General features: G+C 69.2%; 19 protein-coding genes and 1 pseudogene. 11 read left to right on the top strand and 9 right to left on the bottom strand.

Annotated elements, in window-relative coordinates; translation table 11 throughout:
* A partial coding sequence (locus tag AWC24_RS03285; RefSeq protein WP_207568295.1) for a L,D-transpeptidase occupies window positions 1-947 on the top strand: 947 nt, incomplete at its 5' end.
* A 33-nt stretch (window positions 948-980) separates the two neighbouring features.
* On the opposite strand, the gene AWC24_RS03280 is transcribed toward AWC24_RS03285, so the two are convergent.
* Window positions 981-3,053, bottom strand: coding sequence for a M13 family metallopeptidase (locus tag AWC24_RS03280; protein ID WP_085082042.1), 2,073 nt, complete (start codon window positions 3,051-3,053; stop codon window positions 981-983).
* 52 nt (window positions 3,054-3,105) lie between these two features.
* On the opposite strand from AWC24_RS03280, the gene AWC24_RS03275 reads away from it, so the two are divergent.
* Window positions 3,106-3,789 (top strand): hypothetical protein, encoded by a 684-nt coding sequence (locus AWC24_RS03275; protein ID WP_085082041.1) that lies wholly within the window; start codon window positions 3,106-3,108, stop codon window positions 3,787-3,789.
* On the top strand, window positions 3,786-4,499 hold the full coding sequence (locus tag AWC24_RS03270; protein ID WP_085082040.1) for a hypothetical protein: 714 nt from the start codon (window positions 3,786-3,788) through the stop codon (window positions 4,497-4,499). The genes AWC24_RS03275 and AWC24_RS03270 overlap by 4 nt, the downstream gene beginning before the upstream one ends.
* A gap of 10 nt (window positions 4,500-4,509) precedes the next feature.
* On the opposite strand, the gene AWC24_RS03265 is transcribed toward AWC24_RS03270, so the two are convergent.
* Both AWC24_RS03265 and AWC24_RS03260 read right to left on the bottom strand, forming a co-directional pair.
* Complete coding sequence (locus tag AWC24_RS03265; RefSeq protein WP_085082039.1) at window positions 4,510-5,001, bottom strand: helix-turn-helix domain-containing protein; 492 nt, start codon at window positions 4,999-5,001, stop codon at window positions 4,510-4,512.
* Window positions 4,998-7,982, bottom strand: a complete 2,985-nt coding sequence (locus AWC24_RS03260; RefSeq protein ID WP_085082038.1) for an MMPL family transporter — start codon at window positions 7,980-7,982, stop codon at window positions 4,998-5,000. Before AWC24_RS03260 ends, AWC24_RS03265 begins: the two co-directional genes overlap by 4 nt.
* A gap of 371 nt (window positions 7,983-8,353) precedes the next feature.
* Here AWC24_RS03260 and AWC24_RS22845 point away from each other — a divergent pair.
* Window positions 8,354-8,707: pseudogene (locus tag AWC24_RS22845) on the top strand (hemophore); the annotation flags it as partial.
* 16 nt (window positions 8,708-8,723) lie between these two features.
* Here AWC24_RS22845 and AWC24_RS03250 read toward each other — a convergent pair.
* Entirely contained in the window at window positions 8,724-9,917 is a 1,194-nt protein-coding gene (locus AWC24_RS03250) for a lysylphosphatidylglycerol synthase transmembrane domain-containing protein (RefSeq protein WP_407663461.1), read from the bottom strand.
* A gap of 78 nt (window positions 9,918-9,995) precedes the next feature.
* On the opposite strand from AWC24_RS03250, the gene AWC24_RS03245 reads away from it, so the two are divergent.
* Complete coding sequence (locus AWC24_RS03245) at window positions 9,996-11,171, top strand: AI-2E family transporter (protein WP_085082036.1); 1,176 nt, start codon at window positions 9,996-9,998, stop codon at window positions 11,169-11,171.
* Here AWC24_RS03245 and mmpL3 read toward each other — a convergent pair.
* The 3 genes from mmpL3 to trmB all read right to left on the bottom strand — a co-directional run bounded on the left by mmpL3 (window position 11,131) and on the right by trmB (window position 15,596).
* Window positions 11,131-14,055, bottom strand: coding sequence for a trehalose monomycolate exporter MmpL3 (gene mmpL3 / locus AWC24_RS03240; protein WP_085082035.1), 2,925 nt, complete (start codon window positions 14,053-14,055; stop codon window positions 11,131-11,133). The two genes, AWC24_RS03245 and mmpL3, sit on opposite strands and share 41 nt — an antisense overlap.
* 72 nt (window positions 14,056-14,127) lie before the next feature.
* A complete protein-coding gene (locus tag AWC24_RS03235) occupies window positions 14,128-14,823 on the bottom strand; it encodes an NYN domain-containing protein (protein ID WP_085082034.1) in 696 nt (231 codons plus the stop codon).
* Complete coding sequence (gene trmB, locus AWC24_RS03230) at window positions 14,820-15,596, bottom strand: tRNA (guanosine(46)-N7)-methyltransferase TrmB (protein WP_085082063.1); 777 nt, start codon at window positions 15,594-15,596, stop codon at window positions 14,820-14,822. Before trmB ends, AWC24_RS03235 begins: the two co-directional genes overlap by 4 nt.
* Window positions 15,597-15,793: 197 nt before the next feature.
* On the opposite strand from trmB, the gene AWC24_RS03225 reads away from it, so the two are divergent.
* The 6 genes from AWC24_RS03225 (at window position 15,794) to fadD4 (ending at window position 22,575) form a co-directional block, all read left to right on the top strand.
* Window positions 15,794-16,789, top strand: a complete 996-nt coding sequence (locus tag AWC24_RS03225) for a hypothetical protein (protein WP_109560305.1) — start codon at window positions 15,794-15,796, stop codon at window positions 16,787-16,789.
* Window positions 16,786-18,273, top strand: a complete 1,488-nt coding sequence (locus AWC24_RS03220) for a hypothetical protein (protein WP_085082032.1) — start codon at window positions 16,786-16,788, stop codon at window positions 18,271-18,273. Before AWC24_RS03225 ends, AWC24_RS03220 begins: the two co-directional genes overlap by 4 nt.
* Window positions 18,274-18,406: 133 nt before the next feature.
* The gene (locus tag AWC24_RS03215; protein WP_085082031.1) at window positions 18,407-20,227 is read left to right on the top strand and encodes a phosphoenolpyruvate carboxykinase (GTP); all 1,821 of its coding nucleotides are present in this window, start codon (window positions 18,407-18,409) and stop codon (window positions 20,225-20,227) included.
* Between the two features lie 51 nt (window positions 20,228-20,278).
* Window positions 20,279-20,509: a type II toxin-antitoxin system Phd/YefM family antitoxin gene (locus AWC24_RS03210; protein ID WP_085082030.1), complete on the top strand. Its 231-nt coding sequence runs from the start codon at window positions 20,279-20,281 to the stop codon at window positions 20,507-20,509.
* Window positions 20,506-20,889: a type II toxin-antitoxin system VapC family toxin gene (locus tag AWC24_RS03205; protein WP_085082029.1), complete on the top strand. Its 384-nt coding sequence runs from the start codon at window positions 20,506-20,508 to the stop codon at window positions 20,887-20,889. Before AWC24_RS03210 ends, AWC24_RS03205 begins: the two co-directional genes overlap by 4 nt.
* 156 nt (window positions 20,890-21,045) lie before the next feature.
* Window positions 21,046-22,575, top strand: coding sequence for a fatty-acid--CoA ligase FadD4 (gene fadD4, locus AWC24_RS03200; protein WP_085082028.1), 1,530 nt, complete (start codon window positions 21,046-21,048; stop codon window positions 22,573-22,575).
* A 10-nt stretch (window positions 22,576-22,585) separates the two neighbouring features.
* Here fadD4 and AWC24_RS03195 read toward each other — a convergent pair whose 3' ends face one another.
* Complete coding sequence (locus AWC24_RS03195; protein ID WP_174813670.1) at window positions 22,586-23,629, bottom strand: FAD/NAD(P)-binding protein; 1,044 nt, start codon at window positions 23,627-23,629, stop codon at window positions 22,586-22,588.
* Window positions 23,630-23,693: 64 nt separating this feature from the next.
* Window positions 23,694-25,082: a PGRS repeat-containing protein gene (locus AWC24_RS23260; RefSeq protein ID WP_163705494.1), complete on the bottom strand. Its 1,389-nt coding sequence runs from the start codon at window positions 25,080-25,082 to the stop codon at window positions 23,694-23,696.
* Between the last annotated feature and the right edge of the window lie 200 nt (window positions 25,083-25,282).

The following is a 25,282-nucleotide window of genomic DNA, read 5'->3' as shown; positions in this document are numbered from 1 at the left end:
TCTGTGCCCCCCCGCCGCCTCCCGCGCCGGCGCCGCCGCCCGCGGACCCGTTGGTGTTCCCGCCCCCGCCGGAGCCCGCACCGCCTGTGCCCGGTGAGCCGGGTGCGATGCCGGGCGAGCCGGGTGCCGTGCCGGGTGAGCCCGGCGGGCCCGGTGAGCCGGGCTCGGCACAGCAGGGTGCGGTTCCGGTCGCGGCCGGCCCGGTCGCCGGGCAGAATCCCGAACCGTTCACCGGCACCGCGCCGTTCCTGCCCCCGTCGTTCAACCCCTTGGACGGATCGATGGTGGGCGTCGCGAAACCGATCATCATCAACTTCCAGCGGCCGATCGCCGACAAGGCGATGGCTGAGCAGGCCATCCACATCTCGTCGAACCCGCCGGTACCCGGCAAGTTCTACTGGATGACCCCCAGCCAGGTGCGGTGGCGCCCGTTCGACTTCTGGCCCGCCCACACCACCGTCAACATCGACGCGGCCGGCACCAAGTCGAGCTTCCGCACCGGCGATTCCCTGGTGGCCACCGCCGACGACAAGACACACCAGATGACGATCACCCGCAACGGCAAGCTGGAGAAGACATTCCCGATGTCAATGGGAATGTCGAGCGGTGGGCACGAGACCCCGAACGGCACCTACTACGTGCTGGAGAAGTTCCCCACCCTGGTGATGGACTCCTCCACCTATGGGGTGCCGGTCAACTCCACCTACGGCTACAAGGTGACGGTGCAGGACGCGGTCCGCATCGACAACAGCGGCGGCTTCGTGCACAGTGCCCCCTGGTCGGTCAACGACCAGGGCAAGCGCAACGTCAGCCATGGCTGCATCAACCTGAGCCCGGCCAACGCCAAGTGGTTCTACGACAACTTCGGCAGCGGCGACCCGGTCGTGGTGAAGAACTCCGTCGGCACCTACACCAAGAACGACGGCGCCCAAGACTGGCAGATGTAGCGCCACCCTTTCCGCCGGAGAAACCGGGCCGGGTCAGCTCCAGATGCGCACGCGCTGCGCGGGCTCCAGATACAGCGCGTCGTCGGGGGTGACAGCGAACGCGTCGTAAAACGCGTCCATGTTGCGCACCACCCCGTTGCAGCGGAACTCCGGCGGCGAATGCGGGTCCACCGCCAGCCGCCGGATCGCCTCGGCGTCACGGGATTTGGTGCGCCACACCTGCGCCCAGCCGTAAAAGACGCGCTGCACCCCGGTCAATCCGTCGATCACCGGCGCCTCGGCGCCGTCCAGCGACAACTGGTAGGCGAGCAGGGCGATCGACAGCCCGCCGAGATCGCCGATGTTCTCCCCGACGGTGAACGCTCCATTGACATGAGGGTCGTGCTGTCCGTCGCGCAGCTCCCGTGGCACATACGTCTCGTACTGGGCGATCAACGCGCTTGTGCGGGAACCGAACTCGGTGCGGTCAGCGTCGGTCCACCAGTCGACCAGGTTTCCGTCCCCGTCGTACTTGGCGCCCTGATCGTCGAACCCGTGGCCGATCTCATGGCCGATCACCGCACCGATTCCGCCGTAGTTGGCGGCGTCGTCGGCGTCGGCGTCGAAGAACGGCGGCTGCAGGATCGCGGCGGGGAAGACGATCTCGTTCATTCCCGGGTTGTAGTAGGCGTTGACGGTCTGCGGCGACATGAACCATTCGTCGCGATCCACCTCCTGCCCCAGCTTGGCCAGCTCACGGTCGTAGTTGACCGCGTAGCCCCGCAGGAAGTTGCCGTAGAGGTCGGCGCGATCGGTGACCAGCGCCGAATAGTCACGCCAGCTGGCGGGGTAGCCGACCTTGGCGGTGAACTTGTCCAGCTTGACCAGCGCCCGCTCCCGGGTCGCCGGGGTCATCCAGGCCAGGCCGGTGATGCTCACCCGGTAGGCCTCCCGCAGGTTAGCGACCAGCGTATCGATGCGAGCCTTGGCGTCCGGCGGGAAATGCTTTGCCACGTAGAGTCTTCCGACGGCGTCGCCCATCATCGACTCCACCAGGGACACGCCGCGCTTCCACCGTTCCCGGATCTGCTCGGTGCCGGACAGCCGTCGACCGTAGAACTCGAAATCCTCGGCGACCAGCGCATCGGTGAGGAGCCCGGCCCGGCCGTGAATCAGCCGCCACCGCGCCCAGTCCTGCCAATCGGCGAGTTCCACCGAGGACCACAGCGCGGCGAACGCCGTCAGATAGTCGGGCTGGCGCACCACCAGTTCGGTCGCGGCATCCCCGGACACACCGAGGGCGCCGACCCAGCCCGCCCAGTCGAAGCCGGGCGCCTCCTGCGGCAGCCCGGCGAAGGTGCGCAGGTTGTAGCCCAGCTCCGCGTCGCGGCGCTTCACCACATCCCAGTGCGCGCCGGCCAGGCTGGACTCCAGCGCGACGATCCGGGCCGCGACCGCGGCGTAGCCGGTCGGATCCCCGCCGTAGACGAGCGCGAACATCTTGGCGATGTGGTTCGGATAGTCGGCCAGGATCTCGGCGTGCTGGTCGTCGCGGTAGTAGGACTCGTCCGGCAGTCCCAGGCCTGACTGGGTCAGGTGCAGCAGATACCGGGTGGAGTCCTTGGAGTCGGTGTCCACATACAACCCGACGCCCCCGCCGACCCCGGTGCGCTGACATGCGCCCAGCACCCGGGCGAGGCTGTCACGGTCACCGGCGGCGTCGATCGCGGAAAGCTCCGCGAGCAGCGGTTCCATCCCACGCTGGGCCACGGTCTGCTCGTCGAGGAAGCTGGCGTACAGGTCGCCGATCCGTCGCTCGTCGCTGCCGGCCGCCCCGCCCGACTCCGCGGGTTGCTGCGCTGAACCGGCGGGTACATGCGCCGGTTCCAGCTTCGCCTCTCCTCCGTCGAGGCTCGCTGAACCGGCGGCCTCGGTGAGCAGGTCGCGGACCTGGCTCTCGGCCCGGTCGAACAGCGCGCGGAACGCTCCATCGGTGGCGCGGTCCGGGGGCATCTCGTAGCCGTCGAGCCAGCGGCCGTTGACATGACCGAACAGGTCGTCCTGTACGCGGATCGCGCTGTCGCGATGGCTGAGGTCAAGGCCGGAGCGGGTGGCTGGTGAGGTCATCGGGCCCATCCTTTCACGGCGAACCGTACAACCGTCCTGTAGCGTCACCGCCATGCCTGACGAGGAGCAGCCCGACATCTCCACTGAAGCGGACGGCGAAGTCGTCGAAGCCGGCGAGACCACCGTCGAGACGCCCCGGGACGACAAGAAGCCCGTCACCAAGAAGGGCGCCCCACCGGCTCCGGCGGCCAAGACGCCCAAGGGCGGGATCTCCGGCTACGGACTGGCGTCGGTGTTCCTCGGATTGGTCGCGATCGGCGCGTTGGTGTTCGGCCTGATCACCTGGAACGTGCACCGCGACGACGTCAACGAGCGCGCCTACCGCAGCCGGGTGCTGCAGACCGCCGCCAGCTGGACCAGCGTGCTGATCAACCTCAACGCCGAGAACGTCGAGAAGGGGATGACGCGGCTGCGCGACAAGACCGTCGGCGAGCTCAACAGCGAGTTCGACGCCGCATTGGAGCCCTACCGCGAAGTGGTGCAGCGGATCCAGTCCCGTAGCAGCGGCCGGATCGAGGCGGTCGCCATCGAGTTGGAGCGTCACAACCTCGACGATCCGGCCGCGGGAACCGACCAGCCGCAGAGCCCCGGCCGCACCGACCCGGTGATGGTGATCGCCACCTCGATCGCCGAGAACGTCGGAGGCCGGCCGCAGACGGTGCACTGGGCGCTGCACCTCGACGTCACCGACGTGGACGGGCACCTGATGATTTCCCGATTGAGGTCGATCCGATGAACAAGCTGGGGCTCCTGACGTCGCGAACGCTGTGGCGGATGCTGGCCTTCGACATCGCTGCGCCGCTGGCCGCGATCGGCGGTCTGCTGCTGGTCGGGCTGATGCTCGACTGGCCGCTGTGGTGGGTCTCGGTCTGCTCGGTGCTGGTGCTGCTCATCGTCGAGGGCATGGTGGTGAATTTCTTGCTGCTGCGTCGCGATGCCGTCACAGTCGGCACCGACGACGACCGGCCGAGCCTTCGCACCGGGGTGGTCGCGCTGGCCGCCACGGCGCTGGTCGCTGCGGCGGTGCTCGGATACCTGCGCTGGACGGTGCCCGACCGGGAACTGGAGGCGGACTCCGTCGAGGTGGTCAAGACGGCTGTCGCCATGGCCGAGGCCGCGGCGACTGTCTCACCGGCCAACCCGGACGCGTCGATCGAGAAGGCGGCGACCTACATGGTCCCGGACCGGGTCAACGCCTTCCGGGAAAGCATCGGGCGGACCGCCACCGAGATGGCCAACCGCAACATCGCGGTCGACGCGCAGACCCTCAGTGCCGGCGTCGAGGCGCTCGGTCCGTTGGCGGCTCGGGTCGCGGTGGTGCTGCGCAGCGTTCAGACCGTGGCGAACCAGCAGGTCAAGCAGGCGGTGGTGCCGGTGCGGGTGACCCTGACCAAGCGCGGCGACCAGTGGATGGTGCTGGAGATGTCGCCGATCCACGCGCGCTGAGGCCCGGCGACTACAGCACGTCGGGTGCGCCGCGGTTCTGCAGCTTGACGAACCGGTCCGACAGTCGGCGCATCCGGATCATCAGCGATGCCGGTGGGCTGACGGTGCCGTCGAGATACTCGCGCAGCGTGTCGGCGGGCACGCCGGCCCGCGAGCAGAACTCGTCTCGGCTCAGGCCCGACCGCGTGATCAGCACTCGCACGTGGCGGGCGACCTCGGCGCGCTCGTTGGCCTCCAGGTGTGCCCGGGCTCGGGTCAGCACCTCCGACAGCGCCTTGGAGATGCCGTGGGACTCGGTACCCTCCAGCACTTCTTCGACCTGGCGGGCGGTGCGCCCGTAGGGGTCGCGCTTGAGTGCCACCACGATGAGCTGCCAGGTGGCGATGTCGCCGGTCTGCAGCGCGGCGCGGATGGCGGACGTCGGCCAGAACTCCACCGGGCGGTCGGTGCTGCCGGACCGGGATGACTGCGATGCACGACGGCGGTCCGGGGCCAACGTCACCTCGCCTCCTCCAGCATCGACACCGCAACCGCCAGGCAGCGCCCGCGGACGTGTTCCCAGTCCGTTCCGGCCCGGGGCGCACCGTCACCGGTGTCGTCCGCTTCGCGTTCGACGGGCTCCGGGTCGGCGAGCCGACAGACCAGCTGCGTGGCCATCCATCGGCGGTCGGCTGGTTGCCCAGAGTAGTACCTGTCGATCCCGCCGAGTGCCGCAGCAACGGTTTGCGGGTCGAGCACGTCGACGAGCTCGGCGAGCTCGGTGTAGTCCCGGGGGCTGTTGCGCGACATCAGCAGGTATCCCTTGAGGCGCAGCGTCTCGGCGCAGGTGGGGATCTGCAGCCGGTCGCCGGTCGGCAGTTGGACCGCCGCGGTCTCCATCGGGCGGCACCGGGTCAACGCCGGGCCCTCGAAGCCGATCTCGTTGCCCACCCAGGCCTCGGTCTCCAGCGCGTCGAGTGCCACCGCGAGCCGGCGACGCCACACCGTGACGGGGTGCACCGGCCGTATCGCCTTCGGCAGTGCCCGGCCGCTACCGCCACGAGACGACCAGCCGCCGGCCAGCTTGGCCAGGGCGTTGCCCACCGTCTTGCCGCCGGCGGGCGCGGCCGCACCGACCGGCAGCGCTTCGATCTTGGTGGTGGCTATCTCGGCCACGCCGCAGCCGCGCAGCGCCAGCGGGTCGCCGACGCAGACCGTGTCGGGAACCAGTTCGGTGAGCCGGGCCGCCGACTTCACCACCGCCCGAAGGTCCGCGCTGGGGGTGATCAGTGCGGAGATGTCGTCGGGAATGATCACGACATCGCCCAGATCGACGGTGGGCAGTGGTTTTTCGAAGTCCACCGACGGCAGGATCCAGGCCAGCCAACGCGGCAGCCACCAGTTCCACTCGGCGAAGATCGCCATCAGCGCCGGCACCAGCACCAGCCGAACCACCGTGGCGTCCACCGCGATCGCCACTGCGCAGGCCACGCCGAGTTCGGCGACCAGGGGCATCCCGGCGAACGCGAAACCGATGAACACCGCGATCATGATCAGCGCGGCGCTGGTGATGGTGCGCGCGCTGGTGCTGACGCCGTGGGCGACGGCGTCCTGGGTGCTGCCGGACTGCAGGTAACGCTCCCGGATCCGGGTCAGCAGGAAGATCTCGTAGTCCATCGACAGGCCGAACGTCATGGCCAGCACGATCGGTGGGATGAAGCTGTCGATCGAACCGGTCGGCGGGAGCCCGAGCCGTTCCAACCAGCCCCACTGGAACACCGCGACCAGGCTGCCGTAGGCGGCCCCCACCGACAGGACCGTCATGACGACGCCCTTGAACGCCAGGAACACCGACTGGATCGAGATCAACAGCATCACGAACGCGATCAACGCCACGAAGACCAGCACCAGCGGTTCGGTCGCCGCGACCCGATCGTCGAAATCCTTGATCAACGCCGTGGGCCCGCCGACGTCCACCCGCACCGACGGCGAACCGGCCGCCGCGGGCAGCTTTTCCCGCATCCAGTCGATGGTCTCGCGGGCGGCCATGTCCTCGGGATCGACCGACAGCACCGCAGACAGCAGCCCGCTGCTGTCGTCGTCGCCGAAGACCGGGGGCGACACCGAGGCGATGTTGGGGGCCCGGGTCATCTCCTGGCGGATCGCCGCGAACGTCTGGGTGTGCGAGGGCGCCGAGGCGTCGGCACCGGGGATGGTGACCAGCACCCGGATCGGCCCCAACGCGCCCGGTCCGAGCGCCTGGGCCGCCGCGGCGACCCCGCCGCGGATCTCGTGGGAGGAGTCGAACTGCCGCAGCATGCTGTTGCCCTGCTCCAACGACAGCGCCGGCGCCGCCAGGGTCAACAGGAACCCGGCGGCCAGCAGCGCCGACATCCACGGGCGGCGCATCACCCAGGCCGTCCAGCGGGTCCAGAATCGTGACTGCGCGGCCTGCGGGCGGCGCGACCAGTGCAGCAGGGCCGACCGTTTGGCGACCGGGCGGCCGAACACCGCCAGCACCACCGGGGTGAGGCTGACCGCCGCCAACACCGCGACCGAGACCGCCAGGATCGCCCCGGTGGCCATCGACACCAGTACCGGGGTGTTGATCAGATAGATCCCGGTCAGCGAGGCCACCACGGTCAGGCCGGACAGCACCACCGCCAGCCCGGATGTCGCCATCGCAGCGTCGACGGCCTCCTGCGGCTGGCGGCCGGCCCGCAGCTCTTCGCGGTAGCGCATCAGGATGAAAAGCGAGTAGTCGATGGCCAGCGCGATCCCGAACATCGACACCGTCGAGGTGACGAAGACCGACATCGTGGTGAACATCGACAGCAGGTAGACCAGACCCATGGTGACGATCACCGTGCCGATCCCGAGCGCCAGCGGGATGGCGGCGGCCGCCAGTGAGCCGAACACCGCCAGCAACACGATCAGCACGATCGGCATGTTCCACTGCTCGGCCGCCGCGATGTCCTGCTTGGTCTTGGCCGACGCCGCGGCGCCCAGGGCGCCCTGCCCGATCACGTACAGGTTCACCGAGCCGTTCTCGACCCGGCCGGGATGCTCGCCTTCCACGCCCAGCTTGGAACGCAACTTCTTGGCGATGTCGACCGCGCCGGTGTTGTTGAAGTCCACCCGCAGCGACACCACATAGGGCCGGTCGGGCCGCGGCGCCGGCTGCCGCCGATCGGGAACCACCGTCACACTGGGCACCTCGCCGGCGACACGCTGCAACAGCGCGACGGCGTCCTGCATGTCGTGGTAGGTGGCGGCGGCGCGCGGGGCCGCCACCAGGGCCAGCGGCGAGGCGCCCTGGTCGGGGAAGTGATCCTCGAGTTGATACTGCACGTACAGCGACTGCGAACCCTCGACCTCGAAACCCCCGCCGGTGAGGTGACCCGACTGGGTGGCGGCCAGATAGAGCGAGGGGAGCACAGCCAGGAGCCAACCTGTGAAGACCACCCAGCGGAATCTGCGCAGGTTGCTGCTGAAGCGCATCATGAACTGCTGGATTTCGGTTCTCCCCGCTCTCGCCCGCACCGGTGCGTCGCGTGCTGCGAGCCTACCGCAGCGAGCAGCGGCGTCGGGGCTTTCTCGTCGCCTCTGAGCTGGTCTGATGCGGTCCGGGAACCGCACTGTGACCAGGCTGACGTGCGCCCCGGTGGCGACGGTGGGTCGATGCTGACAGGATGGCGAGCGGGTCCCGCCGGATTCCGCGAGCGGTGTAGTTCCGCGAGCAAGAGATCCGGCGACGACGGCACCGTCCGAGCGTGCCGCTGCTGCCGGGAGGCATCCCGCCGCATTCGACCATCCGAACGCCTCCGCAACGAGGCGGAACCGACCGAAGATCCCGCCAGTCGTGAGGAGAATTCGTGAACACCATCCGTGCCGCCGGGCATCGCAGCCGGACGCTCGGCGCCGTCGCCGCCCTGTCGGTGGGCGCCGCCGCGACCGTAACCCTGCTGTCGGTGCCGTCGGCGCCGTCGGCGACCGCGTCCAAGGATCCCTGCGTGGCCAGCGAAATCGCCCGGACCGTCGGCAAGGCGGTCACCTCGGCCGGCGACTACCTCGACTCGCACCCGGACACCAACCAGGTGCTGACCGGCGCGCTGCAGCAGCAACCCGGCCCGCAGACGCTGGCGAACCTCAAGAGCTACTTCGACGCCAACCCGAAGGTCGGGGACGACCTGGCCAAGATCACCGCACCGGTGACTGAGGTGAGTGACCAGTGCAAGCTGGCCGTCAGCCTGCCGCAGGTGCTCGGGCTGCTGCAGGCCGCACAGGCCCAGGGCGGCCTGCCGGGTGGTCTGCCCGGCGGTGGCCTACCGGTGAGCGGTCCGCCGGCCGGGGCAGTGACGCAACCGATCGCGGTTCGCTGACGCCGGTGTCGTAGCCGGCCGGGTCCCCGGAGTCCTGGGTGCGGAAGATGAAGAAGAACAGCACCCAGCCGACGGCGCCGACGAGCAGCCAGCTGATCATCCGGTAGATCAGCACCGCGGAGATGGCGTCCGGCCAGCTCAGGCCGCTGGACACCAGACCCGGCACCAATACGGCCTCGACGACCAGCAGCCCGCCCGGGATCAGCGGAATCGTTCCCGCGGCGCGGGCGGCGGCATAGGCCACCGTCAAACCGGCCACCGACGCGCTGCCGCCGGTAGCGTAGGCCGCGCACGCCAGGCAGGCGACGTCGGCGATCCAGTTGAACAGCGACCAGCCGAATGCCGTCGACGCGTCGCGGCGGCCCAGGCTCACCGACTCGAATTGCCCGAGCAGGCGGCGCCAGGTCGCCACGCCGGTGTCGGCGGGCTTGTCACGCACCGAGTTGAACCAGCACAGGACGCGCACACCGATGCCGTCGATCAGTTCCGGGCGCGACGCGACCGACTGGGCCAACAGCAGCAGCGCGACGAAGCCACCGAGGGTGAACAGCAGCGAGAACGGATTGTCGCGCGCACCGAGCAGAAAGGCGCCCCCCAGCCCCAGCAGGGCCAGCCCGACCGCCTGCAGCACCCCCGACATCACCAGCTGCCACGACGCCACCACCGGCGAAGCGCCCCAGCGCCGCTGTTGGCGGTACAGGAAGGTGGTCGACAGCACCGGACCGCCGGGCAGCGTGGTGCTCAGCGAGTTGGCGGCGTAAAAGGCGGCCTCGGATCGCCACTGCGTGACGTGCACCCCGGCCGAGCCCAACAGGGTGCGCTGGATCTGGGCGAAGCTGTGCATGGATGCCGCCGCCGCCACGATCGCGCCGAACAGCCAGCGGCTGTCGGCACGCCACAAGCTGTGCCACGCGGTGGCGAGCTGGTCCCACACCAGCACGATCTCGATGGCCAGCACCACTGTGACCAGCCCGGCGACGACCGGACGCACCCAGTTGCGGGCACCGGCCGCACGTTGCGGGGCCCGGGCCGGGCCGTCGATTACGTGGTGCGACACGGAATTAGAGGTTAGCCGCGAGACAGCGATATTCGGCTACGGTATGTGCTCTCGCTGCGGCATCGTTACGCTACCGGAATGTCAGCCAGCGCAGACGAATCCGTACATCCGACCGTGCGCAAGGCGGCAGCGTGGGCCTGGCGCATGCTGGTGTTGTTCGCCGCGGTGATGGTGGTCCTGCTGATCGCCCGGCGGCTCGAAGTCATCGTCGTCCCGGTGGCGCTGGCGATGATGATGTCGGCGTTGCTGCTGCCCGGCGTGGACTGGCTGGACCGGGGCGGGGTGCCTCGCGGCCTGGCGGTCTTCCTGCTGCTGCTCAGCGGTGTGGCGGTGCTGGCCGCGCTGCTGAGCTTCGTGATCGACGAGTTCATCGACGGCCTGCCCGAGCTGGTCGAGCAGGTCACCCAGATGGTCAACTCGACGCAGCACTGGCTGATCGAAGGCCCACTGCACCTGAGCGGCGAACAGATCGACAAGGCCGGCGCGACGGTGATCACCGAGCTGCGCAACAACCAGGCCAAGCTGACCAGCGGCGCGTTGTCGACGGCCGAGACCATCACCAAGATCTTCACCGGTGCGTTCGTCGTGCTGTTCACGCTGATCTTCTTCCTTTACGGCGGCCGCGACATCTGGCGGTTCACCGTCAGGTTCTTCCCGAGTGAAGTGCGGGCCAAGGTGCACGCGGCCGGGATCGCCGGCTTCGAGTCGTTGATCGGCTACATCCGGGCCACCTTCCTGGTGGCGCTGGTGGACGCCGTCGGGATCGGCATAGGCCTGGCCGTCATGGCGGTGCCGTTGGCGTTGCCGTTGGCATCCCTGGTCTTCCTGGGCGCCTTCATTCCGCTGGTGGGTGCGGTGCTCACCGGGCTGCTGGCGGTGCTGGTCGCCCTGATCGCCAAGGGCTGGATCTATGCGTTGGTCACCCTGGGCCTGATCATCGCCGTCAACCAGCTCGAGGCCCATGTGCTGCAGCCGCTGGTAATGGGCCGCGCGATGTCGATCCACCCGCTGGCGGTGGTGCTGGGCATCTCCACCGGAGCGATCCTGGCCGGTATCGTCGGCGCGCTGCTGGCTGTCCCGACCATCGCGTTCATCGACCGGGCGGCGCGGGTACTGGTCGGGGCACACGACGCCGACGATGTGCCGCCGGAGGACGACGCCGAGCCCGGGCAGGACGCCGCATCCGAGGAGGATGCGGCACCCGAGGACGAGATCAGTACCGGCCCTCCCGGCGCAGCAGCTCCGCCGCACTGAGACCACCGGCGGCGCCGCGGCGCTGCGGATTGTCGTCGCCCTTGTCGCCCTTGTCGCCCTTGTCGCCCTTGTCGGCCTTGCCTTCCTGGTCGCGGGGGGCGCTGAGCTTCTCGGTCGCCGGACTGTTCTGGCTCGCCGGGTCGCTTTGAACCGGGATGGCGGTGGTGGGGGCGTTCTCGGTGTCCTCGGTCGGCCCGGCGGGTTTGGGCAACGACCGCGTCCGCTCGTCGGACGGCCGCGGTTCGGCCGGATCCTGCCGGCCGCGCGAACGTGGCGATCCGGCATCCCGGCCGCCGCGCAGCTCGCCCAGCCAGGACTCGATCTCGCGGTCCCCACCGGCCGGACCCTCGGCGGGTGACTCGACCCGCTCGGTCACCGGATCGGCCGCCTGGAACCGGGTGGTCGGCGCCTCGGGCGGGCCGGCGTTGATCCGGTTGGTCCGGGCACCCGACGGGCTGCCGGTCACCGGCCGGGTCGGCAGCTGTTCGGTCGCCCGCGGCCGGGCCTGACCGCCGGCGCTGGGATGCGTCGGGTCGTGCGACGGCCGCGGTGGGGCAGCGCCCGCCGGTGCCATGGCAAGCGGTGCGGCCGTGCTGGGCCGGGTCACCCTGCGCTTGCGCTCGTCGGGCAGCCGGATCTCGCCCAGCCCGATCCGGTTCTGTAGCCGCTTCATCCAGCGCGGCGCCCACCAACAGTCGTCGCCGAGCAGCTTCATGACCGAAGGCACCAGGAACATCCGGATCACGGTGGCATCGAGCAGCAGCGCCGCCATCAGGCCGAACGCCAGGTACTTCATCATCACCAGATCGGAGAACACGAACGATGCGGCAACCACGGCGAGGATCAGGGCGGCGGCGGTGATCAGCCGCCCGGTGGTGGCGGTGCCGATCCGGATGGCTTCGGTGGTTGACATCCCCGATTCTCGGGCCTCCACCATCCGGGAGACCAGGAACACCTCGTAGTCGGTGGCCAGCCCCCAGCCGACCGCGACAACCAGCGCGATCACCACCACCATCAGTGGTGTGGGGGTGAAGTTCAGCAGCCCGGCGCCGTGCCCGTCGACGAACATCCAGGTGAGAATGCCCATCGTCGAACCGATGGTCAGGGCGCTCATCACCGCCGCCTTCAGCGGCAGCACCAGTGAGCCGAACGCCAGGAACATCAACAAGGTGGTGGTGGTCAACAGGATCACCAGCATCAGTGGCCCCTTGTCGACCATCGCGTGGATACTGTCCTGCTCGAGTGCTGGCGTACCGCCCACCAGCACGGACAACCCCTTCGGTGTGCTCAGCGAGCGCAGCGCCTTGATCTTGTGCGCCGCATCGTTGCGGTTGACCAGTCCGTTCTCGATCACCCGGGTGGAGTGGTCCTTCGACGCTCCGGGCAGATATGGACGCTCCTTCCACATCTCGGCCGGGTCGTCTTCGGGGACGACGAAGCCGCTGATCGCCATGGCCCGGTTGCGGATGTCGGCGACCTGCTGATCGGTCACCGGTTTGTCGGCGGTGCTCTTGATCACCAGCGTCAGCTTCTCGGTGCGGAAGCCGGGAAAGATTTCGTCGAAGTGCTCCTGTGCCACCCGGGCGGTGTTGTCCGGCGGCAGGTACTTCTCGCTCATCCCGCCGAAGGTCAGCTTGCCCAGCGGGATGATCAGCAGGATCATCGCGACCACGATCGGGATCGCGAACGCCAGCGGCCGCTGCATCACGAAGTTGACCAGCTTGCCCCAGAAGCCGGCCTCGACCTCTTCGCGGGTCTTGGTCTTCTGGGTCTTCTCGGCGAACCAGCCGATGATGCGGTTGGAGAACTCCCAGTCCCGCAGGAACGGAATGCGGTAGAGGGTGCGGACCCCTAGGGCGTCGACATTGGTGCCCAGCACGCCCAGGATGGCCGGCAGCAGCGTGATCGACAGCAGTGCGGCCAGCCCCACCGCGGCGAAGAACGCGTAGGTCAACGAGTGCACGAAACCCTGCGGCAGCACCAGCAGGCTGGCGCACGAGGCGATGATCAGCACCGCCGAGAACACCACGGTGCGCCCCGCGGTCATCACCGAGCGCCGGACCGCCGCCTCGGTGTCGTAGCCTTCGGCGATCTCTTCCCGGAACCGGCTCACCACGAACAGCCCGTAGTCGATCGCGATACCCAGACCGATCAGCGAGACCACCGGTTGGGCGAAGAAGTGCACCGGCCCGATGTGGGTGGTGAGCTGCAGGATGCCGGTCGCCCCGGCGATACTCAAACCACCGACGATGACGGGCAGGCTGGCGGCGACCACCCCTCCGAACACGAAGAACAGCACGATTGCCACCAGCGGGAGAGCCAGCACCTCCATCCGCTGCTGATCGCTGGCGATGGTCCCGGTCAGTGCGCTGGCGACCGGCTGCAGGCCGCCCAGTTCGACCTTGCCGCCGTCGAGCTCCTGCAGGGCCGGTTCGGCCGCCTGGAAATTCTTGAGGATGGTGTCGTCGTCGTCGCCCTCGATCTGGATCGAGGCGAACGCGTGCTTGCGGTCCGGGTCGGCCATGTTGGCCAGCGCTTCGGGATTGGTGAAGTAGCCAACCCAGCTCATGATCTGGTCGGGATGATCGGCCTTGACCTTGTTCAGCCCGTTCTTGATCCCGTCGAACCACTCCTTGTCGTCGACGGTCTCACCCTTGGGGGCGGTGAACACCGCCACCACATGGCTGGTGCGATCTCGGCCGTACACCTCGTCACCGAGGACCGACGCCTGGACCGACTGACTGCCGTCGTCGTAAAAACCACTCTGGGTGACGTGGTCGCCCAGACTCATGCCGTAGACCCCACCGCCCAAGCAGAGCGCCACCATCACGCCGATTACGATGAACCGGTAGCGGTATACAGTTCGACCCCACCAGGCGAACACCTATGCGCTCCTCACTAAAGTCTGTTGAGACATCTTTCGGACCCGCGCGTCCCTTGCCGGGTTGTCCAATTGTTACTCGCGCGAGGCCAGCAGTGAGCTCAGCGGCCGGAACGGCTGCAGCCACGCCCCTTGCTCCGGCAGCGAATCCAGGCTGATCCGCGGCAGCCGCTCCCGGAACACACCAGGAATGTCTTCCAGGTCGACAAACTCCAAGGTATCCGAGGCTAGCGCCCAGCTGGCATGTTCGCGAAATCCGAGCACCTGAACGGTTATGCCGAGCGCGCCCAGTTCTTCCAGCGGTTCCCGGAACGCCTGACCGTCGGCCGACGCCACCGCCACCGCGGCCAGCCCCTGGTCCCGCCGCAGCGCGATGTGTTCGAGCATGTCGGAGTCGACATCACTGTCCTCGTCGACCTTCGGCTTGGCGAAGACCGCGAAACCCACGTTGCGCAACGCCTCCACCCAGGGCCGGACGACGTCGGCGCTGCCCGGTGCGATGTTGGTGAACACGGTGGCCTCGGGCTCGACCGGCTGCTGCGGGTGATTTGCGGAGATCTCGGCGGTGCGATTCAGCAGCCAACGGCCCAAGGCGTCGAACCGGGGCCGTTCGGCTCCGGTCGGGCGGCGGCCCAGGAGCGCGCCCAAGCCCATGTCCAGGTTCGGCGCATCCCACACCAGCAGCACCCGGCGGGCCGGTGATCCGTGGCTGGTCGGGTCCTCGGGAAGCGGGGCGGGCCGGGCGGGAACATCCGCTACCGCGTCGCTCACCGCGGCTTCTCCCAGATCAACTCGGTGATGGCACTGCCCGCGTCGCGGCCCTTCGCTTCGTATTTGGTGGTGGGCCGGGCGACCGAGATGGGCAAGCCGGCGGCCGTGGACGGGTCCGAAGGGTCGGTCACCCGGCGCAGGCCCGGCTCGCCGTCGCCGGACTCGGCGATCTGTTCGGCGTAGCCGGCATGGTCGGTCGCCGCATGCAGCACCCCGCCCGGCTGTAGCCGGTCGGCGATCAGGGCCATGGTGGACGGCTGCAGCAGCCGCCGCTTGTGGTGCCGTGCCTTGGGCCATGGGTCGGGGAAGAACACCCGGACCCCGATCAGCGACTCGGGTGCGATCAGGTGTTCCAGCACGTCGAGGCCGTCGCCGCGCAGCAGCCGGATATTGGTGAGCTGTTCGCGTTCGACGGCGCACAGCAACTGCGCCAGCCCGCGTTCGTAGACCTCGACGGCGATCACGTCCAGGTGCGGCTCGGCCCGGGCCATTGCGACCGTCGAGGTGCCGGCTCCGCAGCCGATCTCGAGCACCAGCGGCGCCGCGCGGCCGAACCAGCGTTGCGGATCCAGCGGATCGGGGTGGCCGGCACCGTCGAGCGATACCGGGATGTCGGCGCCCAGTTCGGGCCAGAGCCGCTCCCAGGTTCGGCGCTGGCCGGCCGAGAGTGCGGAGTGCCGGTAGCGGACGCTGAAATTTCGGGCCCGCCGGGGAGCCGGTGCGTCGATGCCGGCGACGTCCGATGACGATTCGACGTCGCGCTGCGCATGCATGCAGTCCATGGTGGCTCATGTACCCATGTGTACCCACGGCGCGGTCCACATTGATACCCAACAGTTGCTTAGCGAGGCCGCCGGGATCGGCATGTGGACAGCGCGGCACGGTGACTCGCATCCCGGCGGTGCAGCTGACACCATGGCCTGCAAGTGGTGGGCCGAATCGGCGATGCGGGAGGGCGATGCGGGAGGGCATGGTCGTGACACCGGGGCACCAGCTCTTCGCCGACGGGCTGACTCGGCTGGCCGACGAGGTCTCCGACCCTCGGCTAGTGTCGATCGCCGCGGAAGTCAGCGCGCCGTTGCGGGTCGCGGTGTGCGGGCGGCGCGGGGTGGGCCGGCACACCGTGGCCGCGGCGCTGGCCGCCGCCGGGGTGGACGTTGTGCGCGCACCCGGCGCGGAGCCGAAAGCCGCAGATGCGGCGGTGTATGTCGTGGCCGAAGTGGTCAAACCGGAGGACCTCGCCGAGATCGTCGCGGTGCGCTCGGCGCGACGCCGGCCGGTGCTGGTGGTGCTGAACAAGGCCGACCTGCCGGGGCGGGCCTGCGTCGACGACGTCGCGACCGCCACCGGGGCGCCGGCGGCATCGCTGTCGGGGCTGTTCGCGCTCGCCGCACTGGCCGGTGGCCTGGACGGCGAGCTGTGGGCGGCACTGGGCGGGCTCGCCGCCGCTCCCGCCGATCGCCGCTCGGCCGACCACTTCATCGGTTGTTCGCATCCGGTGCCGCGGCAGCTGCGCGCGCGGCTCTGCGCCGTAGTCGACCTGTCCGGGGTCGAGCGGCTGCTCGAGCCGGCGCGGCGCGGCGACACGGTGACGCAGGCCAGGGCGGTGCTGCGCAGGCTCAGCGGCATCGATGGCGTCGTCGCGCGGCTGGGTGCGCTGGGCGCCGCCGCGCATCACCGGCGGACGTCGGAGGCGGTGGCCCGACTCGAGGCGCTGGCGGTCGGCCACGACGGCGCGGCCCGCATCGATGCGTTCCTCAACTGCGATGCGACGGTGGCGGCGCGGGCGGCCGCGGCGGCCGCGGTGGTCCACCAGCACGGTGCGCCGGGAGAGCCGCCGCTGCGGCGGGCGCGTCGCTGGCAGGGCCACCGCAGCGCCCCGGTGGGCGTCATCGAGCGTGCCTGTGCCGCCGACATCGCGAGGGGTTCGCTGCGGGACTGGGCCAGGACGCGGGGCCGCCCGTGACCACCCCCGATCCGGAGCGGGCCGGCGAGGATCCGGTCGCTGCAGTGGATGCCCTGGTGGCCGAGATCGCCCCCGGGCTACGGCCGCCGGCGGTGCGGCGCCGCAACGTGGTGATGGTCACCGGGCCTTGGCTGGCCGGGGTCAGCGCGGTGGCCGCGATGCTGGCCGAGCGCTTGGCGCACTGGCCGGTCGTCGAAGCCGCCGAGCTGTCGCCGGGGGAGGTGCCGACGGCGGTGGTGTTCGTGGTGTCGGCCGCGGCGGCACTGACCGAGTCCGACTGCGCGCTGCTCGACGCCGCGGCCGCCCACACCGATGTGCTGGTCGGGGTGGTGTCCAAGATCGACGTGCACCGGCAGTGGCGGGAGATGCTGCAGACCGCCCGCGAGACGCTGGCCGACTACGCGCCGCGCTACCGGGACGTGGCGTGGGTGGGGGCGGCCGCGGCGCCCGAACGCGGCGAACCCCGGGTGGACGACCTGGTCGCGGAATTGGCCAAGCAACTGGGTGACAGCGATGTGCAGCGACGGAACCGGTTGCGGTCCTGGGAGTTCCAGTTGCGTACCGACGCCGGCCGCATCGACCGCGACGCCCGCGCCGAGGGGCGGCGGGCGCGGGTGACGCTGCTGCAGGAGCAACGCGATGAGGTGGTGCGGCAGCGTCGGATGTCGAAATCGGAGCGGGTGATCGGATTGCGCAGTCGCATCGCCCAGGCCCGGGTGCAGCTGTCCTACTTCGCCCGCAAGCGCTGCGCCTCGGTGCGTGGCGAGCTCGCCGAAGACGCCGCGGGCATGACCCGGCGCCGGTTGCCGGAGTTCGAGGCCTACGTGCGCGGCCGGCTGGAGGAGGTCGTGGCCGACGTCGACCAGGGCGTCTCGGAGCACCTGGCCGACATGGCCCAGGAGTTGGGGTTGTCCGGGGATGCCGCGGCGGCGACGTCGGCCCCGCAGTTCGAGACCGGCGCGCCGGCGTTGTCGTCGCGGCGGTTGGAGACCCAGCTGATGACCCTGCTCGGCGCCGGATTCGGGCTGGGGGTGGCGTTGGCGCTGAGCCGGTTGTTCGCCAACCTGGGCCCGGGTCTGACCGCGGCCGGCGCGGTGGTCTGCGTCCTCGTCGGGGTCGCGGCCACGGTGTGGGTGGTCCGCATCCGTGGGCTGCTGCGCGACCGGGCGGTGCTTGATCGCTGGGTGGGTGAGGCAACCGCGGCGCTGCGCTCCGCCCTGCAGGAGCTGGTGGCGCTGCGGGTGGTGGCCGCCGAGTCGGCACTGACCGCCGAACTCGCCGAGCGCAACGAAACCGAGGCGGCGCGGGCCGCCGACCGGATCGCCGGGCTGGACCGGGAACTGCGGGAGCACGCCGCCGCGACCGCCCGGGCCGCCGCGGTGCGGGATCGCCAACTCCCGACACTGCGCCGCGCGCTGGCCGCGGTGCGCTCCGAGCTGGGCGAATCCGGTCCCGCGAACACCTCCGGGACGCCGGCCGAATAGCGGCGTGTACGCCCGCGTCGCCGCTCGCGGTTATGCACGGTAACCTCTTATCTAATGAAGGTATAAGAGGTGGACTGCGGCGCATACCAGCGGCAACGCCACGAAGTGACACCGGTTACAACAGGAGAGTTCAATGACCTCAGCGACCATCCCCGGTCTGGACAACGCCCCGACGAAACACCGCGGGTTGCTGGCCTGGGTTCAGGAGGTCGCCGAGCTCACCCAGCCGGACCGGGTGGAGTGGTCGGACGGTTCGGAGGCCGAGTGGGACCGGCTGATGGCCGAGCTGGTGCAGGCCGGCACCGCGGTCAAACTCGACGACGAGAAGAAGCCCAACTCCTACCTGGCGCTCTCCGACCCCGCCGACGTGGCGCGGGTCGAGTCCCGGACCTTCATCTGCACCCGCACCAAAGAGGGCGCCGGCCCCACCAACAACTGGATGGACCCCGACGAGATGCGGGCCACCATGACCGAGCTGTACCGGGGCTGCATGCGCGGCCGCACCATGTACGTGGTGCCGTTCTGCATGGGGCCGCTGGGTGCTGAGGACCCGAAGCTCGGCGTCGAGCTCACCGACTCGCCCTACGTGGTGACGTCGATGAAGGTGATGACCCGAATGGGTACCGCCGCGCTGGACAAGATCGGCACCGACGGGGCGTTCGTCAAGGGCCTGCACTCGGTCGGTGCGCCGCTGGCTGAGGGCCAGCAGGACGTGCCGTGGCCGTGCAACTCCGAGAAGTACATCACCCACTTCCCCGAGACCCGCGAGATCTGGAGTTACGGCTCGGGCTACGGCGGCAACGCGCTGCTGGGCAAGAAGTGCTACGCGCTGCGGATCGCTTCGGCGATGGCCCACGACGAGGGCTGGCTGGCCGAGCACATGCTGATCCTCAAGCTGATCTCGCCGGAGAACAAGGCCTACTACATCGCCGCCGCCTTCCCGTCGGCATGCGGCAAGACCAACCTGGCGATGATCCAGCCCACCATCCCGGGCTGGCGGGCCGAGACCCTCGGTGACGACATCGCCTGGATGCGGTTCGGCAAGGACGGCCGGCTTTACGCGGTGAACCCGGAGGCCGGTTTCTTCGGGGTGGCGCCGGGCACCTCCAACAGCTCCAACCCGAACGCGATGAAGACCATCGAAGCCGGCAACACCATCTACACCAACGTCGCTCACACCGACGACAACGACATCTGGTGGGAAGGCATCGACGGGGACACCCCGGAGCATCTCACCGACTGGAAGGGCAACGACTGGACGCCCGAATCGGGCACCCCTGCCGCGCACCCGAACTCGCGTTACTGCACCCCGATGTCGCAGTGCCCGATCCTGGCTCCCGAGTGGGACGACCCGGCCGGCGTGCCGATCTCGGCGATCCTGTTCGGCGCCCGCCGCAAGACCACTGTTCCGTTGGTGAGCGAAGCCCGCGACTGGCAGCACGGCGTGTTCACCGGCGCCACGATGGGCTCCGAGCAGACCGCGGCCGCTGAAGGCAAGGTGGGTGCGGTGCGCCGAGACCCGATGGCGATGCTGCCGTTCATCGGCTACAACGCCGGCCACTACATGCAGCACTGGATCGACATCGGCAAGAACTCCGATGAGTCCAAGCTGCCGAAGGTGTTCTTCGTCAACTGGTTCCGCCGCGGCGAGGACGGCCGTTTCCTGTGGCCGGGCTTCGGTGAGAACAGCCGGGTGCTCAAGTGGATCATCGACCGGGTCGAGGGCAAGGGCTCCGGAGAGTCGACGCCGATCGGCACCGTGCCGCGCGCCGCCGATCTGGATCTCACCGGGCTGGACGTCGACACCGCTGACGTGGAGCAGGCGCTGGTCGTCGACGCCGACGAGTGGCGTGCCGAGCTGCCGCTGATCGAGGAGTGGTTCGAGTTCATCGGTGACCAGCTGCCCACCGGCCTGCGCGATGAGTTCGAGGCCCTCAAGCAGCGCTTGGGCTGATACCCGGCAGCATGCTTAGTCCGACTGGACTAAGTCCGGTAGTCTCGGGTCATGGCGACGGTCAACATTCACGAGGCGAAGACGCATCTGTCCAGCCTGCTCGCCCGCGTCGAAAACGGTGAGACGATCACGATCGCGCGCGCCGGCAGGCCGGTCGCCGATCTGACGCCGCACTCGCGGATCGACGTCGCTTTCGGAGCTCTATCCGGTCGGCTCCACTACGACGACGAACATTTCGACGACGTCGACGACGCCCTCAACGCCCAGTTCGGGCTTGAATGACCGGCATCCTGCTCGATACCCACGTGCTGCTCTGGTCGCTGGACGACAGTCCACGTCTAGGTCACCGTGCGCGCGCCCGAATGATTTCTGCCCCGGCGGTATTCGTCTCGGCGGCCAGCATCTGGGAGATCTCCATCAAAGCGGCTACCGGCAAGCTCGCGATGCCCGCAGACTTTGAGGACGCCGTCGGGAAATCCGGCTTCCGCATTCTGCCGATCACCGGTCGTCACGCCATGGTGTGCAATATCGCTGGGCTGCCGCACAAGGATCCGTTCGACGCGATGCTGGTGGCTCAGTCCGAGGTCGAGCGCCTCGATCTGCTGACGGCGGATGCGAAGCTCCTCAAGGCGCTGCCCGCCGCAGTGGATGCGCGGCTCTGATCACTGGGGCGCGCGGCGTTGCGTTGCCGGGACCGGTAGGACTGGTCTTTGACGGCGGGCGCGATCTCGCGCAGCGCGGCGCCCTTATGAGCAGTGAGCTCGGCCCGAACCCCACCACTTGACACCCGTCAAGTCCGACGACGGTACAGTCTGCCCATGCAGATTCGCGAACATGTCGGTACCGGCAAGCCTGCCGTCATCCTGCACCCGTCCGGCACCGTCGTCACTTTCGACGACCTCGAGGCCCGAGCGAACCGATTGGCGCACTTCTTTCGCCGTGCCGGCCTGGTCGAGGGCGACACCGTCGCGATCATCATGGAGAACAACGAGCACATCTTCCCGGCCATGTGGGCCGCGCGGCGCAGCGGCCTGTACTACGTGCCGATCAACACCCATCTGACCGCGTCCGAGGCCGCCTACATCATCGAGAACAGCTCCGCCAAGGCCGTCATCGGCTCGGCGGCGCTGCGCACGACCTGCGAGAACTTAGCCGAGCATCTTCCCGGCGGACTGCCCGGCCTGCTGCTGATCGCCGCTGAAGCCGGAGAGGCCGATTTGCCGGGTTGGCAGCGCTACCCGGAATGCGTTGCCGACCAGCCCGCTACCCCTATCGACGACGAGATCGAGGGCGATCTGCTGCAGTACTCGTCCGGAACCACCGGGCGGCCCAAGGGGATCAAGCGCGCACTGCCGCATCTGCCGCCGGCTGAGGCGCCCGGCCTGATGACGATGCTGGTGGCGGTCTGGATGTCCCCGGACTCGGTCTACCTGAGCCCGGCGCCGCTGTACCACACCGCCCCGTCGGTGTGGTCGATGACCGCGCAGGCCGCCGGGATCACCACGGTGGTACTGGAGAAGTTCGACCCGGAAGGCTGCTTGGAGGCCATCCAGCGCTACCGGGTCACCCACGCCCAGTTCGTGCCCGCCCACTTCACCCGGCTGTTGAAACTGCCTGATGCGATCAGGAATTCGTACGACGTCTCCAGTCTGCAACGGGTGATGCACGCCGCCGCGCCGTGCCCGGTGGAGATCAAGAAGCAGATGATCGACTGGTGGGGGCCGATCGTCGACGAGTACTACGCCTCCTCCGAGGCGCACGGTTCGACATTGATCGCCGCCGAGGACTGGTTGCTGCACCCCGGTTCGGTCGGCAAGCCGATGCTGGGTGCGGTGCACATCCTCGACGAGGACGGCAACGAGCTGCCCGCCGGTGAGCCCGGCGAGATCTACTTCGAGGGCGGCAACGCCTTCGAGTACCTCAACGACCCGGACAAGACCGCGAAATCACGCCACCCGCGCGGCTGGGTGACGGTCGGCGACGTCGGTTACGTCGACGAGGAGGGGTACCTGTACCTCACCGACCGTCGTCACCACATGATCATCTCTGGCGGAGTCAACATCTACCCGCAAGAAGCAGAGAACCTGCTGATCACTCACTCGAAGGTGATGGATGCGGCGGTGTTCGGGATCCCCGACGACGAGATGGGGCAGCGCGTCAAGGCGGCGGTGCAGACCGTCGACCCGGCAGATGCCACCGATGCCTTCGCCGAGGAGCTGCTGGTGTGGTTGCGGGAACGGCTGGCGCACTACAAATGTCCGCGCTCGATTTCCTTCGAGTCGCAGCTGCCGCGTACCGACACCGGCAAGCTCTACAAGAACGAGTTGGTGGCGAAGTACACGGCGTGAGCCCGGGGTATCACGGGCTGTAGCGCAGCCACAGCGGCAGGGCCGCGTCGAGCAACTGCATGAACTTGAACAACCCGACGCGGTACTCGCCCGACCCCAACGGGTTGAGGCGGTATTCGGGGAACGCTATGCCGGCCCCGAAGAGCCCGGGCGCCAGAATCCCGTTGGTGGCATCGTATTTCAGCGGTCCCCACTGCGGGGTCTCCGGACGGCGTCGGGGTTCGAAGCCGACGGTGTAGACGACGTGGGTGCATTCCTGCAGCTGCTCGCCGAACCGGGGATCGCCCACCCGGCACCGTTGCAGGCGCTCCGGGGGCGTCCCGTCGATGTTCTCGCGTGCCCACTGCGCGGCCTGGCCTTTGAGGCCGGTGTCATCGTAAAGGATCCAATCGTCCAGGTACACGGCGTATTTGAGCGGGCTTCGGTAGAAGTTGATCACCCTGCTTGCCGAGGTCGCCAAAAGATTCGGCAGCGCGATCATCGATGAATGCGATGAGCCGAACACCGCGACGGTGGCACCGTCGAGGGCCAGTTGGGCGAGTCGGCCGGGATCCAGCGCTGCTTCGATCTCGATCAGCTCAAGTCCGGGGTGGTCGAGCTTCGTCGGGGCCGAACCGACCGCCAGGATCACGTTCGTCGAACTGATCTCGCCGCGGTCGGTGTGCACCGTCCAGGCGCGGTGCCGGAGCCACAGTTGTGTCGCCGACGCCTGCAATCGATTCACCCGGGCGCCCAACTGATGTGAGATCCACACCAACGGCTCGGCGACCATGCCGAGTGGGCACGTCTGGTCCGGATCGACGGTATTCAGCGGAAACCGGGGCGCTTGGTCGAAGCGAAACGACGGAGAAGCGGTCAAATAGTCCAGAAACAGGCCGACCTGGGTATTGCTCGACACGGCCCGCCACTTGGCGCCCAGGTCCCCGGCCCCGAATTCCGGGTCTATCCAGGCGATCTCATCGGCCGCGATGCCGTGATCGAGCAGCCGGCCGACGGCGGCGATGCCGGCCGGCCCCGCTCCGATCACGGTCCAGGAGTAGCGCCTCGCGTCCATTCCTCCATGGTCCCCCGGCGATGCCCGCCCGAGTAGTAGGACAGCGCCCAGGCAGGGTCAACGGTCAGGAAGTGCTGCCGGGTGTGCCGGGCAGACCTTGGCTGCCGGATTCCCCATGGACGGTGCCGGCCCCGCCACGGCCACCGGGGCCGGCGAGGCCACCGGCGGCGCCGTCGCTGCCGTCGCCGCCGTTGCCGCCCGCTCCGCCGTCGCCGCCATCTCCGCCGAAACCGGCACCGCCTCCGCCGATACCGCCGTGGCCGCCGTTGCCGCCGCGGCCGCCGTCGCCGCTGGCGTCGCCGCCGTTACCTGCGTCGCCGCCGTTGCCGGCGTCACTGCCACTGATGCCGAGGATCAGCGGGGTGCCACCGCCGCCGGCGCCGCCGGAGCCGCCGGCCCCGCCGGTACTGCTCGTCCCGGTTGCGGCGCCGCCGTCACCGCCGTGTCCGCCGTGTCCGCCCCCGGCGGTGTCGCCGCTGCCGCCGACCTTGCCGCCGGCACCGCCTTGCCCACCGGCCCCGCCGGTACTGCCTGTGCCACTGGCCGCTCCGCCGTTGCCGCCGTTGCCGCCGTCGCCGCCGCCGCCGAGATACTGACCGGCCTCGCCCCCGTTGCCGCCTCTGCCGCCGGCCCCGCCGGTGCTGCCGGTGCCGGTGGCGGCGCTGCCATCGCCGCCGGCGCCGCCGACGCCGCCGCTGCCGTAGAGATAGCTGCCGTTGCCGCCGTTACCGCCGTGGCCACCGGCCCCACCGTCTCCGATGCCGGCGCCGCCATGGCCGCCGTTGCCGCCGTTGCCCCACATGTCGCCGCCGTGGCCGCCGTTGCCGCCGTGGGCGCCGAGCCCGCCGGCGCCGCCGTCCCCGCCATTGCCGAAGCCACCGGCGTTGCCGCCGTCGCCGCCGGCCATGCCCTCGACGTCCGAGGACCAGCCGTCCCCGCCGTCGCCGAACCACAAGCCGCCGGCGCCGCCGTCAGGATTGGCCTCGGTGCCGTCGATGCCGTTGCAGATCACGCCGCAGAAACCCTGGGTCAGCGGCGCAAAGAGCGGGTTGATCAGACCGCTGACCTCTTGGCCGAACGGGCTGTCGAGCCAGTTCTGCATAGTCTCGTGCAGCCAGCCGTAGAGGATGTCCGTACCGCCGGCCTCCGCGCTGAACGGCAGGGCATCCGAGCCGCCCAGTTCGGTCTCGGCGACGGTCCAGGCGGCGGGATCGAACCAGTCGTCACCGGCCGCGGCACCGCCGTCGTCGGCCGCTGACCCGAACAGCGGGGCGATCAAGTCGACGACCCAGTCGAACCCGTCGTCGGCCTGTGCGATCGGCAGTGCGGCCACCGGTGCTGGCACCAACGCGATCAACGCGGCCAGCGCAGGCAACGCCCGCCGCGCCCGCCGCGTTGGTGCGACACCGTACGTTCCTCGACGCCGTGCGGCGTTGCTGAGGTGAAGCGACATGGCGATCGACCTTCCGGTATCGAGTAGAGGCAACGGTAGCCTGCAGCGCTCGGCTGGGCCGGTCGGTGTTCTGAAGGAGACATTCTTCCGCCTTCCAACCGTTTGTCAACTCAATCAGGGTGCAACGGGCCAAACGAATGCCATGGATCCATCCAATGTTCGATGTAGTGGACAACCGACTCCGTGAAAGCTACCGTAAG

The sequence above is a fragment of the Mycolicibacter senuensis genome (assembly GCF_002101885.1).
GTDB lineage: Bacteria > Actinomycetota > Actinomycetes > Mycobacteriales > Mycobacteriaceae > Mycobacterium > Mycobacterium senuense.
Note: the sequence above shows the minus strand (reverse complement) of the source record. Positions and strands in the feature narration are given on the sequence as shown.